Source organism: Micromonospora sp. DT43 (assembly GCF_049841645.1).
GTDB lineage: Bacteria > Actinomycetota > Actinomycetes > Mycobacteriales > Micromonosporaceae > Micromonospora.
The window spans coordinates 109,106-123,787 of sequence record NZ_JBNCKR010000001.1 but is presented as its reverse complement, the minus strand read 5'-3'; the positions used below and the strand labels follow the sequence as shown (position 1 = coordinate 123,787).

Genomic DNA, 14,682 nt, shown 5'->3' with positions numbered 1-14,682 from the left:
CGCCGAACGCCGAACCTCCTCGACGGCACAGCTCGGGCCTGCCGCACAAGAACTAGCCGGCGGCCGTGTGGGTGGCCGGGCGCCTGGTGTCGACGTTGCCGGTCATGGCGTTGAGGATGGCGGGTAGATCGGCCACGGTCTGGGCGGGCAAGCCGGTCACGGTCTCCTCCGCCAGACCATGCCACAACTCCTTGACCTGGTCGGCGAGCGCCTTGCCGCTGTCGGTGAGTTCGACGATGCTGGCGCGCTTGTCGGAGGGAGCGGACCTGCGGCGGATGTGGCCGGAGGCTTCGAGCTTGCGGGTCATGAGCGTGACGCTCGGCGGCTCACAGCCGAGCGCCTCGCTGAGTTGGGCCTGAATTCTCGGGCCGGTCCGGTCGAGTTCGAGCAGGAGTGCCTCCTGGCCAGGGTGCAGGCCGAGCGGGGCCAGCAACGCGGCGGCCCTGGCCCGGTGGCGCAGGCTCAGCAGGCGGATGGCCTGGTTGAGGGCGTCGGCGTACTCGAAGTCCACGAACTCTCCTTGACAGATTAGTTATGCGCATAACATTATGCGGATAACTAATTCTAGCAACATCGAGGAGCCGGACATGACCGTGAAGGTCGCTGTCATCTACTACAGCGCGACAGGCAGCGTGCACACACTCGCAGAGGCCGTCGCCGAGGGGGCCGGCTCGGCCGGGGCCGTCGTGCGCCTGCGGCGGGTCGCCGAGCTGGCACCCGACAACGCGATCGACCAGAACCCGCAGTGGCGGCGGCACGCCGACGCGACCGCGTCGATTGCCCAGGCATCCCTCGAGGACCTGGCATGGGCCGACGCGTACGCGTTCGGGACGCCGACTCGATTCGGCGCGCCGGCCGCGCAGCTCAAGCAGTTCATCGACCAGGCCGGCGGGCTGTGGCGGGAGGGGAAGCTGGCCAACAAGCCGGTGACGGCCTTCACCTCGGCGTTCAACAGGCACGGTGGCAGCGAGGCAACGATCTTGTCGCTGAGCAACGTCTTCTACCACTGGGGGTCGCTGATCGTGCCGCCCGGATTCACCGATCCGGTCGTGTCCGCGGCAGGCGGCAACCCCTACGGCACGTCGCACGTGGCCAGCCCGAACGGAGACGGCCCCGATGCCGCGGCGCTGGACGCGGCCAGGTACCAGGGACTTCGGCTAGCCACGATCACACGTCAACTGCTTGGCGACCACGTCGTCGCCGATGCCGTCGTTGGTGACGAAAACAGCCACGGAGCTCTCGCCGGAGCAGCCTCCCGGACCGCGTGAGCGGCGGGCAAGCAGGGAGAGAAGTCATGACAAGCACCAGCACCGCAACTCAGCGGGCCACGCTGCGGGCCGGATCCTCCTGGATGGTCCTGGCGCTGGCATCCGCCTGCCAGTTCATGGTGATCCTGGACGTTTCCATCGTTAACGTCGCGCTGCCCTCGGTCCAGCGGGATCTCGGCTTTACCGCCACCGGCCTGGCCTGGGTGGTGAACGGGTACGTGCTTACCTTCGCCGGCTTCATGCTGCTGGGCGGCCGGGCCGTCGACCTGTTCGGCCTGCGCCGGATGCTGGTCGCCGGGCTGTTCCTGTTCTCCGCCTCAAGTGTGGTCGGTGGCCTGGCGCCCGCTCCGGAGATCCTGGTGGGGGCCCGCGTCGCACAGGGCGTGGGCGCCGCGATGCTGGCCCCGGCCACGTTGGCCGTGATCAACACCTACTTCACCGAGCCGCAGGCGCGGGCCCGGGCGTTCGGCGCGTGGTCCGCCTCGGGCGGTGTGGGCGGGATGGCCGGCGCGCTCGCCGGCGGTGTCATCACCACGGGCCTGTCGTGGCGGTGGGTCTTCCTCATCAACGTACCGATCGGCGCCATGCTGATCGTGCAGGCCATGATGTCGCTGGTCGGCAGGCGAGCCAACCGGCGAGAATCGCTCGACCTCGGTGGCGCGGTCACGGGCACGGCGGGGCTGGCCGCGTTGATCTACGGGATCATGCAAAGCGCCGACCACGGCTGGACGTCCGTGCGGTTCGTCGGGCCAGCCGTGGCGGGCCTGCTCCTGCTCGTCGTCTTCGCCGTGGTGGAGGCGCGTGTCGCCACCCAGCCGATGGTGCCCCTGCGGCTGTTCACGATCCGGGCCGTGGCCGTCAGCAACGTCATGTTGCTGCTGTTCGGCGGGATCGCCATCGCCATGTGGTATTTCACGTCGCTGTTCATGCAAAACGCCCTCGGCTACAGCGCGCTTGAAGCCGGCCTCGGGCAGACACCCGCAGCGGTGACGTTCGTGGTGATCGCGCGACTGTCCGCCAATCTGCTCCCCCGAACCGGTGCACGCCCTCTGGTGCTGGCCGGCAGTGTCTGCTTCGTGGCCGGCTTCGGCTGGCTCGGCCAGGCCCATACGGACAGCGACTACGTCACAAGCGTGCTCGGACCCACGCTGCTCATCGCCGTCGGTATCGGCCTGACCTTCCCCACCCTGATGGCTGCCGCCACCGCCGACGCACCCGAAGGCGACGCGGGCATCATCGGCGGCCTGGCCAACACCGCCAGCCAGGTAGGTGGCTCGGTAGCCCTGGCCGTACTCGCCACAGCCGCCAGCGCCAAGGTCGGAACAGACGCCGCCGACGCGGGCACTCCTGCCGCCCTCGCCGCCGGCTACGACCTGGTCTTCCTCATGGCAGCCGGGATCGGCCTGGCTATCGCGGTAGTCAGCCTGCTGCTACCGCAGCACCGCCGCGGCTGACCACGGCGGCGCTGCGGAGCACCGCTCACCGGCTGTCCGAGCCGCCCGTCTCCACGGCGGCCCGGCCCGCCTCCAGGCGTGCCACCGGCACCCGGAACGGCGAGCAGGAGACGTAGTCCAGGCCGACCTCGTGGAAGAAGTGCACCGAGTCCGGGTCGCCGCCGTGTTCACCGCAGACACCGAGCTTCAGCCCGGGTCGGGCGGCCCGGCCCTCCTCGGCGGCGATCCGCACCAGCCGACCGACGCCGTCGCGGTCGATCGACTCGAATGGCGAGATGCCGAAGATGCCCAACTCCAGGTAGCGCCAGAAGAACGCGCCCTCGACGTCGTCGCGGGAGAAGCCCCAGCCCATCTGGGTCAGGTCGTTGGTGCCGAAGGAGAAGAACTGCGCCGCCTCGGCGATCTGGCCGGCGGTCAGTGCCGCCCTCGGGACCTCGATCATCGTGCCGATCAGCACCTCGACCCCGCTGTCCCCCACCACCTCGGCGATGATCTTCTCGGCCTCGGCGCGTACCGTCTCCAGCTCCTGCACCGCGCCTACCAGCGGGACCATGATCTCCGGCTTGGCGACCCCGCCACCACGGGCACAGCTGACGGCCGCCTCGGCGATGGCCCGGACCTGCATCGCGAACAGGCCGGGAATGACCAGGCCGAGGCGGACGCCGCGCAGGCCGAGCATCGGGTTCTCCTCGTGCATCCGCCGGACGGCGGCGAGCAGCGCCTCCTCCTTGGCCACGTCCTCGCCGCGTTCCTGGGCGACCGCCACGTTGACGGCCAGCTGCTCCAACGGCGGCAGGAACTCGTGCAACGGCGGGTCGATCAGCCGGACGGTGACCGGCAACCCGTCCATCTCCCGGAAGATCTCCACGAAGTCGGCCCGCTGCAACGGCAACAGCGCCTCCAGCGCCGCCTCCCGCTCGTCCGCGGCGCGCGCCAGGATCAGCCGCTCGACCAGCTCCCGCCGGTCGCCGAGGAACATGTGCTCGGTGCGGCACAAACCGATGCCCTCGGCGCCGAAGCGCCGGGCACGGGCCGCGTCCGCGCCGGTGTCGGCATTCGTGCGGACCGCCAGCCGCCGCTTCCCGTCGGCGTGCGTCATGATCCGGTGTACGGCACGGACGAGCGCGTTGTCGATGTGCTCGGGGTCGAGGCTGCCCTCGAAGTACTGCACGACCTCCGAGGGCATGACCGGCACCTCACCGAGGTACACCTTGCCGGTGGTGCCGTCGATGGACACGACGTCGCCCTCGTGAACGGTCTGCCCGGCCACTGTGAACCGCTTCGACGGCACGTTCACGTCGATCGCGTCGGCACCGGAGACGCAGGTCTTGCCCATGCCCCGGGCCACCACCGCGGCGTGGCTGGTCTTGCCGCCGCGCGAGGTGAGGATGCCCTTGGCGGCGATCATGCCGTTCAGGTCGTCCGGGTTGGTCTCCCGGCGCACCAGGATCACCGACTTCCCCTCGGCGGCCAGCTCGACGGCCCGGGCGGAGGTGAAGACCACGGTGCCGGACGCCGCCCCCGGTGACGCGCCGATGCCCGTGGCGACCGCCTCGAACTCGTGGTCGAGCTGGAAGCGGGGGAACATGAGCTGGGCGAGCTGCGCGCCGTTGACCCGGTGCAGCGCCTCGTCCAGGTCGATCAGGCCCTCGTCGACGAGCTGACCGGCGATGACGAACGCGGCGGCGGCCGTCCGCTTGCCGACCCGGGTCTGCAACATCCACAGCTTGCCGCGCTCGATGGTGAACTCGATGTCGCACAGATCCCGGTAGTGCTCCTCGAGCCGGGCCATGATGCCGAGCAGCTCGTCGTAGGAGGACTTGTCGAGCTGCTCCAACTCCTGCAACGGCACCGTGTTGCGGATGCCGGCGACCACGTCCTCGCCCTGCGCGTTGGCCAGGTAGTCGCCGTAGATGCCCTGCGCGCCGCTGCCCGGGTCGCGGGTGAAGGCGACGCCGGTGCCGGAGTCGGGGCCGAGGTTGCCGAAGACCATTGTCACCACGTTGACCGCGGTGCCGAGGTCGGCCGGGATGCGCTCCTGGCGGCGGTAGAGCACCGCGCGCTCGGCGTTCCACGACTCGAAGACCGCCCGGATGGCCAGGTCGAGCTGCTCACGCGGCTGCTGCGGGAACTCCCGACCGGTGTGCTTGGCGAAGATCTTCTTGTACGCGTCGACAAGCCCCCGCAGGTCGCCGGCGTCCAGGTCCAGGTCGTTGGAGGTGCCCTTGGCGGCCTTGGCCTCGTCGAGGGCGTGCTCGAACTCCTCGCCCGGCACCTCGCAGACGGTCTTGCCGAACATCTGGATCAGGCGGCGGTAGGAGTCCCAGGCGAACCTGTCGTTCCCACCCGCTTGCGCGGAGAGCCCGACCACGCTCTCGTCGTTGAGGCCGACGTTGAGGACGGTCTCCATCATGCCGGGCATGGAGAACTTGGCCCCGGAGCGAACGGACACGAGCAGCGGGTCCCGCGGGTCGCCGAGGCGCTTTCCCATCGCCCGTTCCAGCGCCTCCAGGTGCGCCTCGATCTGACCGGCGAGGCCGTCCGGCTCCCGCCCGGTCGCCAGGTACGCCTGGCAGGCCTCGGTGGTGATGGTGAAGCCGGGCGGAACGGGCAGGCCGAGGTTTGTCATCTCGGCGAGGTTGGCACCCTTGCCGCCGAGCAGATCCTTGAGATCCTTGTTGCCCTCGGAGAAGTCGTAGACGTACTTGTGTTCGTCGGTCTCTTGCGCTGCCACCAGAGCCTCCCACGCGCGCCGGATTGACACTTAACGAAGGTTCAGGGCGAAGGTTAAGCGAAGATCGGGCGGCCTGGGACCGTTCGGTGACAATAGGCACAGCCATCACGACTATCCGCGTTCGTACCGGTTTTTGGGAACGCTTCCACGCGCACGATCACGCAATATCCCCGGTCCTCGTATTGTTGACGCCACTGGTTCTACCGAAGCTCACTTTTGCCATATCCGACGCGAATAACCCCCTCCGGAGCCGTCGTCGTGTCATCCCTTCCGCTCTCCTCCCCCGCCCCCGAGCCGAGCACCGACCCGGGCGACCTGGCCGTGCTCGCCGCGCGGGCGGCCGGCGACGACCTGCTCGCCCCTCCGGTACGCCTCGACGCCGTCGTACCGGCACCGGAGCGGGTGGAAACGGACCCCAGCGCCACCTTCGTGCTCACCGGGGACACCGCCATCCGGGTCAGCGCCCGCCCGGGCGCCCGCGAGGTCGCCGACCACCTCGCCGAGCTGCTCCGACCGGCAACCGGCTTCCCCCTGCCGGTAGCCGACACCCTCGAGGACGGGCCGACCGGCACGCTGACGCTCACCCTGGCCACCACGCCCGCCGGCCCGACCCCCGCGCCCCCCGCCGACCTCGGCGCGGAGGGCTACCGGCTCGACGTCACCGCCACCGAGGTACGCATCACCGCCGACACCGCGACAGGTCTCTTCCACGGCGTCCAGACGGTCCGGCAGCTACTCCCCGCCGCCGTGGAGAGCCCGACCCCGGTGACCACCCGCTGGGCGCTGCCCGGCGGCACGATCCTCGATCGCCCCCGCTTCCCCTACCGGGGCGCGATGCTCGACGTGGCGCGACACTTCTTCGCCGTCGAGGACGTCCTACGGGTGATCGACCACCTCGCCCGCTACAAGCTCAATCACCTGCACCTGCACCTCACCGACGACCAGGGCTGGCGCATCGCCGTCGACTCCTGGCCGAAGCTGGCAGGCGTCGGTGGGGCGAGCGAGGTCGGCGGCGGCCCCGGCGGCTACTACACCAAGGCGGACTACCGGCGGATCGTCTCCCACGCCGCCGCCCGACACGTCACGCTGGTCCCGGAGATCGACCTGCCCGGCCACACCAACGCGGCGCTCGTCGCGTACCCACGGCTCGCACCGGACAAGCTCGCGCCGCCGCCGTACACCGGCACCGAGGTCGGCTTCAGCTACGTCGACCCGGCCGACGAGCAGACGTACGACTTCATCGCCGACGTGCTCGGCGAGGTGGCCGCCCTCACCCCCGGGCCGTGGCTGCACATCGGCGGCGACGAGGCGTTCAAGGTGAAGGGCGCGGTCTACACCGACTTCGTGGAGCGGGTGCAGCGGATCGTCGCCGACACCGGCAAGGCGGTGGTGGGCTGGCACCAGCTCGCCCCGGCCGCGCATCTCGACGGGCGGGTCCTGCAGTGGTGGGGCACCGACGCCGACGATCCCACCACTGCCGACGCGGTCCGGCGGGGCGCCCGACTGATCCTCTCCCCCGGCAACCACGCCTACCTGGACATGAAGTACGCCGAGGACACCCCGATCGGGCACGACTGGGCCGGCCTGATCGACGTGCACCGGGCGTACGACTGGGATCCGGGCACGCACGTCGCCGGCGTGCCCACCACGGCCGTCCTCGGCGTGGAGGCCCCGCTGTGGACCGAATCGGTCACCTCGCTCACCGACATCGAGTTCATGCTGTTCCCCCGGTTGCCCGCCATCGCCGAGCTGGGCTGGTCGCCCCGGGCCGCACACGACTGGGCCGGGTTCCGCGAGCGCCTGGCCGGGCACGGCCCGCGCTGGGCCACCGCCGGGATCACCTTCCACCGCGCCCCCGAGATCCCCTGGCCGGCGACTCCCACGATCCCCCGCCAGGACCGCACCCCCGAGAATGATCCGACAGCCCGGTAGGTCCCCGCCAGGAGGATGATCCGACTCGGGTTGCATGAAGTCGGGGCATTCCGCGCGCCCGGACACCCCGATTTCACCGAACCCGAGTCGATCACGTCTCGGCGGCCGTCGACGGGCCGAGGTTTGTCCGGTATAGGCCGTTGCGTCCTGTGGTCGGCGGCACTCGGGTGGCGGAATCGCGGGCCGGGCGGGGTCGTTATACCTGGCATGCCGCCGCGACCCCCGGGCTGCGGCGCACGGCAGCCGCCGGGAACACCGGACCGGCCGCCACCGTTACATCCCCCGCACGGCCGAGCACCACTGGCCGGCCCGCGTGGCAGCCGCCGGGAACACCCCACCGGCCGCCACGGTTACATCCCCCGCACGGCCGAGCACCACTGGCCGGGCAGCGTCCGGAAGCCCTCGGCGGAATGACCCGCCACCCGGACCGGTTACACCCCCGGACACCCGAGCAGGCCCCCGAGCCGCCGGGCAGATCCCCCGAGACTTCCCGCCCGGCACACACCCCCGCGCCATTCGTGTGCCGACGCGTATCCCCCGATGCAGAGGAGCACGCCATCATGCGTACCGATCTGATCCGTAAGACTGCCCTGACCGCTGCCGGCCTCGCCTTCACCGGCGGCGCCATCGCCGGCCCCGTCACCGCCGCCTACGCCGCCTCGGACGCCAAGCCCACCACCCAGACCCAGACCGACCGCAAGCCCTCGGGTGAGCGTCAGCTCGGTGTGCGCTACGAGGCCCAGCCCAACTTCTACTACTGCGGCCCCGCCGCGGCCCGTAACGCCCTGTCCGTGCAGGGCAAGGACATCAGCGTCGACGACATGGCCAAGGAGATGGGCACCACCGAGGCCGGCACCAACAGCATCAACGACATCACCCCGGTCCTGAACAAGGAGACCGGCAAGACCGACGCCTACCACTCCGTCGAGATCAGCAAGCCCGACGCCGACGCCAAGCAGACCGACCAGCTGCGCGCCGACATCGTCAAGACCGTCGACAACGGCCGCGCCGTCGTCGCCAACATCGCCGGTACCACCACTGACACCGACGGTGGCGTGCACTCGTTCGAGGGCGGGCACTACATCAGCGTCGTGGGTTACCGCGACAACGGTGCGATCGTGCGGATCGCCGACTCGGCCGACCCGAACACGGCCTCCTACGAGGTCACCGTCGAGCACCTCGCCGACTGGATCGCCACCCGCGGCTACGCCACCAGCTGACCCGCACACCCAGCAACACCACCGGAAGGGCCGGACCCCACCACGGGGTCCGGCCCTTCGGCATGACCGGGTCACTGTCCAGAGCACAGCAGGCCACCCGCCGACCGCGGCACGGGTCCTTTGGAGCTGATGTCGTGAACGAATCGGGGGGTGGCCGACCGAGCCGAGAACGAATCGGGGGGGTGGCCGACGGAGCCGAGAACGAATCGCAGCGTGGCCGACCGAGCCGAGAACGAATCGCGGCATGGCCGACCGAGCCGAGAACGAATCGCAGCATGGCCGACCGAGCCGAGCAGGTGATTCGTTCACGACATCAGCTCGATAGGTCGCCCAACTCACCTGTTCAGCCTCTGCGCCGGGGCCGCGTTCGGAAGGGACGGTCGCGGGGCGTCTCTGCTCGGCCGACCAAGGGCTCGGCCGAGCAAGGGCTCGGCCAACCAGGGGCTCAGCCGCCGGAGTCGTCCATTTCGGCGCCCTCGGGGACGGTGTCGTCGTCCCGGCTGGCCAGCCAGCCGTCCGGGAGGAAGACCTTGCCGGGCGAGTTGGTGCGCCCACGCGGCTGACCGAGGGCGGCCACCGGGAAGGGTTCCGCCGGGTCGAGCTTGCCGAGCAGGTCGTCGAGCTGGGCCAGGCTCTCGATCATCGCCAGCGAGCGACGCAGTTCGCCGCCCACGGGAAAGCCCTTCAGGTACCAGGCGACGTGCTTGCGGAAGTCGGTGCAGCCGTCCCGCTCACCCCGGGCGGGGTTGCGGGCGCCGGCCACGAACTGGTCGACGAGCAGCTCGGCGTGCCGGCGCATGGTCACCGCCACCTCGCCGAGGGTGGGCAGGCGCCGTTCGGGCCGCCCGTTGAAGGCGGCCTCCAGGTCGGCGAAGAGCCACGGACGACCGAGGCAGCCGCGGCCGACCACCACACCGTCGACACCGGTGTGGGCGACCATCCGCAGCGCGTCGTCGGCCTCCCAGATGTCGCCGTTGCCGAGCACGGGCACGTCGAGGGCCTGCTTCAGCGTGGCGATCGCGTCCCAGTCGGCGGTGCCCGAGTAGCGCTGGGCGGCCGTCCGCCCGTGCAGGGCCACGGCTGCCACGCCGGCGTCCTGGGCGGCGAGCCCCGCTTCGACGTACGTCAGGTGGTCGTCGTCGATGCCCTTGCGCATCTTGACGGTGACCGGCACCCCGGAGGGTGCGGCGGCGTCCACCGCGGCCCGGACCAGGCGGGCGAAGAGCCGGCGTCGCCACGGGAGCGCCGCGCCACCGCCCCGCCGGGTGACCTTGGGGACCGGGCAGCCGAAGTTGAGGTCGATGTGATCGGCCAGGTTGCGCTCGACGACGATCCGCACGGCGGCGGCGGTGACCTCCGGGTCGGTGCCGTAGAGCTGGAGGCTGCGCGGCTGCTCGTCGTCACCGAACGCGATCATGCGCAGTGTCTTCGGGTTGCGCTCGACAAGCGCCCGGGTGGTGATCATCTCGCAGACGTAGATGCCGCCGCCCTGCTCGCGGCAGAGCCGGCGGAACCCGACGTTTGTGATCCCGGCCATCGGTGCGAGCACCACAGGCGGCGACACCTGGTACGGCCCGAGGGCCAACGGGCGCAGCGCGGGAACGGTCGAGGCGGTCACCGCACAAGTGTACGGGGCCCCGACCGGCGCTTTTCGCGTCGGCCGGGGCCCCGTGCCCACCGTCTCAGCAGCCGGGGAGGCGCTCGATCAGGTAACGCTCGACCTGGTCCAGGGAGACCCGCTCCTGCCCCATGGTGTCGCGGTTCCGCACCGTCACGGCGTTGTCGTCAAGGGTGTCGAAGTCGACTGTGACGCAGAACGGGGTGCCGATCTCGTCCTGCCGGCGGTAGCGGCGGCCGATCGCCTGCGAGTCGTCGAACTCCACCACCCAGCGCTTACGCAGCAGCGTCGCGAGGTCCTTCGCCTTGGGCGACAGCGCCTCGTTGCGGGACAGCGGCAGCACCGCCACCTTCACCGGGGCCAGCCGCGGGTCGAACCGCATCACCGTGCGCTTGTCCACGCCGCCCTTGGTGTTGGGCGCCTCGTCCTCGTCGTACGCCTCCAGCAGGAAGGCGAGCACGGCGCGGGTCAGACCGGCGGCGGGCTCGATGACGTACGGCATCCAGCGCTCACTCTTGGTCTGGTCGAAGTACGACAGGTCGACACCCGAGTGCTTGCTGTGCGTGGAGAGGTCGAAGTCGGTGCGGTTGGCGACACCCTCCAGCTCGGCGAACTCGGTGCCGCCGAACTGGAAGCGGTACTCGATGTCGACGGTGCGCTTCGAGTAGTGCGAGAGCTTCTCCGCGGGGTGCTCGTAGAGGCGCAGATTGTCCGCCGAGAGGCCGAGGTCGAGGTACCAGTTCCAGCGCTCCTGGAGCCAGTACTCGTGCCACTCTTCGTCGGTGCCCGGCTCGACGAAGAACTCCATCTCCATCTGCTCGAACTCGCGGGTCCGGAAGATGAAGTTGCCGGGGGTGATCTCGTTGCGGAACGACTTTCCGGTCTGCGCGATGCCGAACGGCGGCTTCTTGCGGGCGACCGTCTCGACGTTCTTGTAGTTGACGAAGATGCCCTGGGCGGTCTCGGGGCGCAGGTAGTGCATCCCCTCGTCGCTCTCCACCGGGCCCAGGTAGGTCTTCATCAGGCCGTTGAACATCTTCGGCTCGGTGAAGGTGCCCTTGTTGCCGCAGTTCGGGCAGTTCAGCTCGGCGAGCGAGGCCGGCGGCTTGCCGTGCTTGGCCTCGTACGCCTCTTCGAGGTGGTCGGCCCGGAACCGCTTGTGGCAGAACTGGCACTCGGTGAGCGGGTCGACGAACTCGGCGATGTGGCCGGACGCCTCCCACACCTTGCGGGCCAGGATCACCGCGGAGTCGAGGCCGACGACGTCGTCGCGCTGCTGGACCATCGTCTTCCACCACTGCCGGCGGACGTTCTCCTTGAGCTCCACGCCGAGCGGACCGTAGTCCCACGCCGATCGGGTGCCTCCGTAGATCTCGCTGGAGGGGAAGACGAAGCCTCGGCGCTTGGCGAGGCTGACGACGGCGTCGATACGGTCGGCTGGCATGTTTCCTCCTACGCCGGCTGGCGGTCGGCGGGGGCGAGATGTGGATGGATCGGTCGGTTCGGGACAACGGTACGACCAGAGTCGTCCCGAGCCCAGCAGAATACCGGGGGCGAGGGTCAGCTCACCCCGCAGACCTCCATGCCGCCGGTCTGACCGTCCTGACCCAGGCTGACCTGCTGCCGCTCCCGGTCGCCGCCGTCGAGGGTCACGTCGACTCCGACGGTCAGGCTGGTGGTGTCCACCTCACCCACCCGGAACGCGGTGACCTGCGGCTCGGCGGCCGCCCGCCGCTCGAACTCGGGGCGGGACTCGCGCTGCTGCGCGTCGTCGCAGAGCTGGTCGTACGCCCGGCCGTAGTTTCGCTCGACGAGCGCCTGGTAGTAGTCGCCGGTGACCGTGCGGCCCTGCTCGCGGACCGCCTGCACGCCACTCACGGCCAGGCCGACGATCGCCGTGCCTCCTCCGCCGCAGCAGAGCACCACGGCGAGGGCGCCGACGCCGAGGCCGATCCAGAGCCGGGTCCGGCGGCCCTCGGTGGGCGGCGCGGCAAACGGCGGAGCCACACCGGGACCGGGCGGCGGGGCGGGTGCGGTCATAGGAGCAGCGTAGTGTCCTGCCGCTCAGCGGTAAGGACCCGCAGCCCGATCACTCTCGGCGACCACCACGGCTCCCCCGGGCGCGGCGCTGGCCAGCGCCTCGTACGCGGACGGCTCGTCGACCGACTCGGCGAGCAACGGCACCGCGCTCACCTTGACCTCGAACGCGCCCAGCGCCCGCCGGTAGGTGCCTACCGACTCCCACTCGGTGACGAGTGACCAGTAGCGGGGGTCGTCCAGGGCTCGGACCAGTTGGCCGCGCAGGTAGCCGGGGCAGGCGGCCAGCGCGGTGAGGGCAGCGTGCGCCCGTTCGGTGAAGCCGTCGGCGACATCGACGTCGACCACGAACCGGTTGGTCACCAGCACCGGGGGTTCCTCCTCGTAGAGTCTGTGGGATGCAGCGTACGCAGCGCCCTCTGCTGGCCCGGTTGGCCGGGGCGAACCCGACGTCGGTGTTCCTGCTCACCCTGGTGGTGGTGCTGGTGGCGTTCTTCACGCCGGGGGTGGTCGGCGGGCTGCTGACGCTGGCCCTCGCCGCCGCCCTGATCGCCCTGTTGGCGACCACCTGGACGGTTCAGGCGCCGCAGACCCGGCTGATCCGGCTGCTGATGCTGACGCTGCTGGTCACTGTGGGTCTGGCGAAGCTGCTCTGACATGCAAGCATGCGTTTTTGACAATCATTGTCGTTACCACGGACAGTTGGGGACATGACCAACCGCACCACGTCCCGCGTCCTGGCCGCCGCGACCGCCCTGCTCGCCCTGAGCGCCGCCGCCGGCTGCTCCACCGGCGGTGCCGGCGGCGCCGATCCGCAACGGGTCGACGTGGTTGCCGCGTTCTATCCCCTCCAGTTCCTCGCCGAGCGCGTCGGCGGTGACGCCGTCCGCGTGACCAACCTGGCCAAGCCCGGCGCCGAGCCGCACGACCTGGAACTCAGCCCGAGCCAGGTCGGTCAGGTCACCGAGGCCGAAATGATCGTCTACCTCAAGGGCTTCCAGCCGGCGGTGGACGAGGCGGTCGCGCAGGACGACGACGACCGGGTGTTCGACGTGGCCGGCGTGCAGCCGCTGCTGGACGCGAGCGCCGGTGGCCACAACCACGAGGGCGAGGAGGAGCAGGGCGAGGAGCAGCACGGGCACGCCAAGGACCCGCACGTCTGGCTCGACCCGACCCGCCTCGCCGGCATCGGCGACCAGCTCGCCAAGCGTCTCGGCACTGTCGACCCGGACCACGCCGCCGACTACACCGCCCGCGCCACGGCGCTGCGCGCCGACCTCACGGCCCTCGACGGCGAGTTCACCCAGGGCCTGGCGACCTGCCAGCGGCGGGAGATCGTCACCAGCCACGCCGCGTTCGGCTACCTGGCCGACCGCTACCGGCTCGACCAGGTGGGCATCACCGGGCTGACCCCCGACGTCGAGCCCTCGCCGCAGCGGCTCGCCCAGGTCATCGAGGAGGCCAAGGAGCACCGGGCCAGCACGATCTTCTTCGAGTCGCTTGTCAGCCCGAAGGTCGCCGAGACCATCGCCGGTCAGGTCGGCGCGAAGACCGCGGTGCTCGACCCGATCGAAGGACTCGCCGCGGGCAGCGGCTCGGACTACCTTTCGGTGATGCGTACCAACCTGCAGGCCCTGCGGACGGCGTTGAGCTGCTCGTGAGCGCCCCCGTCATCACCGTCGAGCACGGCGCGGTCGGCTACGACGGCCGCCCGGTGCTCCGGGACGTCTCGCTCACCGTGACCGCCGGGGAGGTGGTCGCGGTGCTCGGGGCCAACGGCTCCGGCAAGTCCACGCTGATCCGCGCGATCCTGGGCCTCGTGCCGCTCGGCGCCGGCTCGATCACCCTCTTCGACAGGCCGTTGCGCCAGTTCCGCCAGTGGCAGCGCATCGGGTACGTGCCGCAGCGCCTCGGCGCCGGCGGAGGTGTGCCCGCCACGGTCCGTGAGGTGGTGGCCTCCGGCCGGCTGGCCCGCCGGGGCGTACTGCGTCCACCCGGCGCGGCCGACCGGGCCGCCGTCGACGCGGCCCTGCGCGCGGTCGGGCTCGCCGACCGGGCCGGCGACCCGGTGGCCACCCTCTCCGGCGGTCAGCAGCAGCGCACCCTCATCGCCCGCGCGCTTGCCGGCCAGCCGGAGCTGCTGGTCCTCGACGAGCCCACCGCCGGCGTGGACGCGGCCAGCCAGGAGGCGTTCGCGGGCGCGCTGCGCGACTTCGTCGCCGACGGCGGGACCGTGCTGCTGGTGGCACACGAGTTGGGCCCGCTGCGACCGGTGATCACCCGGGCGGTCGTCGTCCACCAGGGCGGCATCTGTCACGACGGCGCGGTCCCGGACCCGGCCGGCCACCACGCGGAGCCCGACCACGACCACGTGCACCCGCACGGTCCCGACGAGCCCGCCGGGCTGTGGAGCAACTGA

At 70.8% G+C, this 14,682-nt stretch carries 13 protein-coding genes; 7 read left to right on the top strand and 6 right to left on the bottom strand.

Features of this window, described 5'->3' with window-relative positions; genetic code table 11:
- Positions 1–52: 52 nt before the first annotated feature.
- Positions 53–511: a MarR family winged helix-turn-helix transcriptional regulator gene (locus ACLQ26_RS00595; protein ID WP_425742584.1), complete on the bottom strand. Its 459-nt coding sequence runs from the start codon at positions 509–511 to the stop codon at positions 53–55.
- 76 nt (positions 512–587) lie between these two features.
- Between ACLQ26_RS00595 and wrbA the strand changes: the two genes are divergently transcribed.
- Both wrbA and ACLQ26_RS00585 read left to right on the top strand, forming a co-directional pair.
- Entirely contained in the window at positions 588–1,268 is a 681-nt protein-coding gene (wrbA, locus tag ACLQ26_RS00590) for an NAD(P)H:quinone oxidoreductase (RefSeq protein WP_425742583.1), read from the top strand.
- A gap of 26 nt (positions 1,269–1,294) precedes the next feature.
- Positions 1,295–2,722: an MFS transporter gene (locus tag ACLQ26_RS00585; protein WP_425742582.1), complete on the top strand. Its 1,428-nt coding sequence runs from the start codon at positions 1,295–1,297 to the stop codon at positions 2,720–2,722.
- Between the two features lie 25 nt (positions 2,723–2,747).
- On the opposite strand, the gene ppdK is transcribed toward ACLQ26_RS00585, so the two are convergent.
- Positions 2,748–5,456: a pyruvate, phosphate dikinase gene (gene ppdK, locus ACLQ26_RS00580; protein WP_425742581.1), complete on the bottom strand. Its 2,709-nt coding sequence runs from the start codon at positions 5,454–5,456 to the stop codon at positions 2,748–2,750.
- A gap of 258 nt (positions 5,457–5,714) precedes the next feature.
- Here ppdK and ACLQ26_RS00575 point away from each other — a divergent pair, with 258 nt between their 5' ends.
- Both ACLQ26_RS00575 and ACLQ26_RS00570 read left to right on the top strand, forming a co-directional pair.
- Positions 5,715–7,388, top strand: coding sequence for a beta-N-acetylhexosaminidase (locus ACLQ26_RS00575; protein WP_425742580.1), 1,674 nt, complete (start codon positions 5,715–5,717; stop codon positions 7,386–7,388).
- 560 nt (positions 7,389–7,948) lie between these two features.
- Positions 7,949–8,608 carry a C39 family peptidase gene (locus tag ACLQ26_RS00570; RefSeq protein ID WP_425742579.1) on the top strand — a complete coding sequence of 220 codons (660 nt, stop codon included), beginning with the start codon at positions 7,949–7,951 and terminating at the stop codon, positions 8,606–8,608.
- 445 nt (positions 8,609–9,053) lie between these two features.
- Here ACLQ26_RS00570 and dusB read toward each other — a convergent pair whose 3' ends face one another.
- The 4 genes from dusB to ACLQ26_RS00550 all read right to left on the bottom strand — a co-directional run bounded on the left by dusB (position 9,054) and on the right by ACLQ26_RS00550 (position 12,632).
- Positions 9,054–10,226 (bottom strand): tRNA dihydrouridine synthase DusB, encoded by a 1,173-nt coding sequence (gene dusB, locus ACLQ26_RS00565; protein ID WP_354854646.1) that lies wholly within the window; start codon positions 10,224–10,226, stop codon positions 9,054–9,056.
- Between the two features lie 64 nt (positions 10,227–10,290).
- A complete protein-coding gene (locus ACLQ26_RS00560) occupies positions 10,291–11,670 on the bottom strand; it encodes a glycine--tRNA ligase (protein ID WP_425742578.1) in 1,380 nt (459 codons plus the stop codon).
- Between the two features lie 116 nt (positions 11,671–11,786).
- On the bottom strand, positions 11,787–12,266 hold the full coding sequence (locus ACLQ26_RS00555) for a hypothetical protein (protein WP_425742577.1): 480 nt from the start codon (positions 12,264–12,266) through the stop codon (positions 11,787–11,789).
- A 24-nt stretch (positions 12,267–12,290) separates the two neighbouring features.
- On the bottom strand, positions 12,291–12,632 hold the full coding sequence (locus ACLQ26_RS00550; RefSeq protein ID WP_007463893.1) for an antibiotic biosynthesis monooxygenase family protein: 342 nt from the start codon (positions 12,630–12,632) through the stop codon (positions 12,291–12,293).
- A 29-nt stretch (positions 12,633–12,661) separates the two neighbouring features.
- Between ACLQ26_RS00550 and ACLQ26_RS00545 the strand changes: the two genes are divergently transcribed.
- Genes ACLQ26_RS00545 through ACLQ26_RS00535 form a run of 3 tightly spaced genes read left to right on the top strand, consistent with a single transcriptional unit; the run spans position 12,662 to position 14,682 of the window.
- Entirely contained in the window at positions 12,662–12,919 is a 258-nt protein-coding gene (locus ACLQ26_RS00545; RefSeq protein ID WP_425742576.1) for a hypothetical protein, read from the top strand.
- Between the two features lie 54 nt (positions 12,920–12,973).
- Positions 12,974–13,924, top strand: coding sequence for a metal ABC transporter substrate-binding protein (locus tag ACLQ26_RS00540; protein WP_425742575.1), 951 nt, complete (start codon positions 12,974–12,976; stop codon positions 13,922–13,924).
- A complete protein-coding gene (locus tag ACLQ26_RS00535) occupies positions 13,921–14,682 on the top strand; it encodes a metal ABC transporter ATP-binding protein (protein ID WP_425742574.1) in 762 nt (253 codons plus the stop codon). Before ACLQ26_RS00540 ends, ACLQ26_RS00535 begins: the two co-directional genes overlap by 4 nt.

Bases quoted from the DNA above. Each gene is read 5' to 3' on its own strand.
- ACLQ26_RS00560 (WP_425742578.1), bottom strand. From the start codon at position 11,670: ATGCCAGCCGACCGTATCGACGCCGTCGTCAGCCTCGCCAAGCGCCGA.
- ACLQ26_RS00540 (WP_425742575.1), top strand. From the start codon at position 12,974: ATGACCAACCGCACCACGTCCCGCGTCCTGGCCGCCGCGACCGCCCTG.
- ACLQ26_RS00545 (WP_425742576.1), top strand. From the start codon at position 12,662: ATGCAGCGTACGCAGCGCCCTCTGCTGGCCCGGTTGGCCGGGGCGAAC.
- ACLQ26_RS00585 (WP_425742582.1), top strand. From the start codon at position 1,295: ATGACAAGCACCAGCACCGCAACTCAGCGGGCCACGCTGCGGGCCGGA.
- ACLQ26_RS00570 (WP_425742579.1), top strand. From the start codon at position 7,949: ATGCGTACCGATCTGATCCGTAAGACTGCCCTGACCGCTGCCGGCCTC.
- ACLQ26_RS00555 (WP_425742577.1), bottom strand. From the start codon at position 12,266: ATGACCGCACCCGCCCCGCCGCCCGGTCCCGGTGTGGCTCCGCCGTTT.
- wrbA (WP_425742583.1), top strand. From the start codon at position 588: ATGACCGTGAAGGTCGCTGTCATCTACTACAGCGCGACAGGCAGCGTG.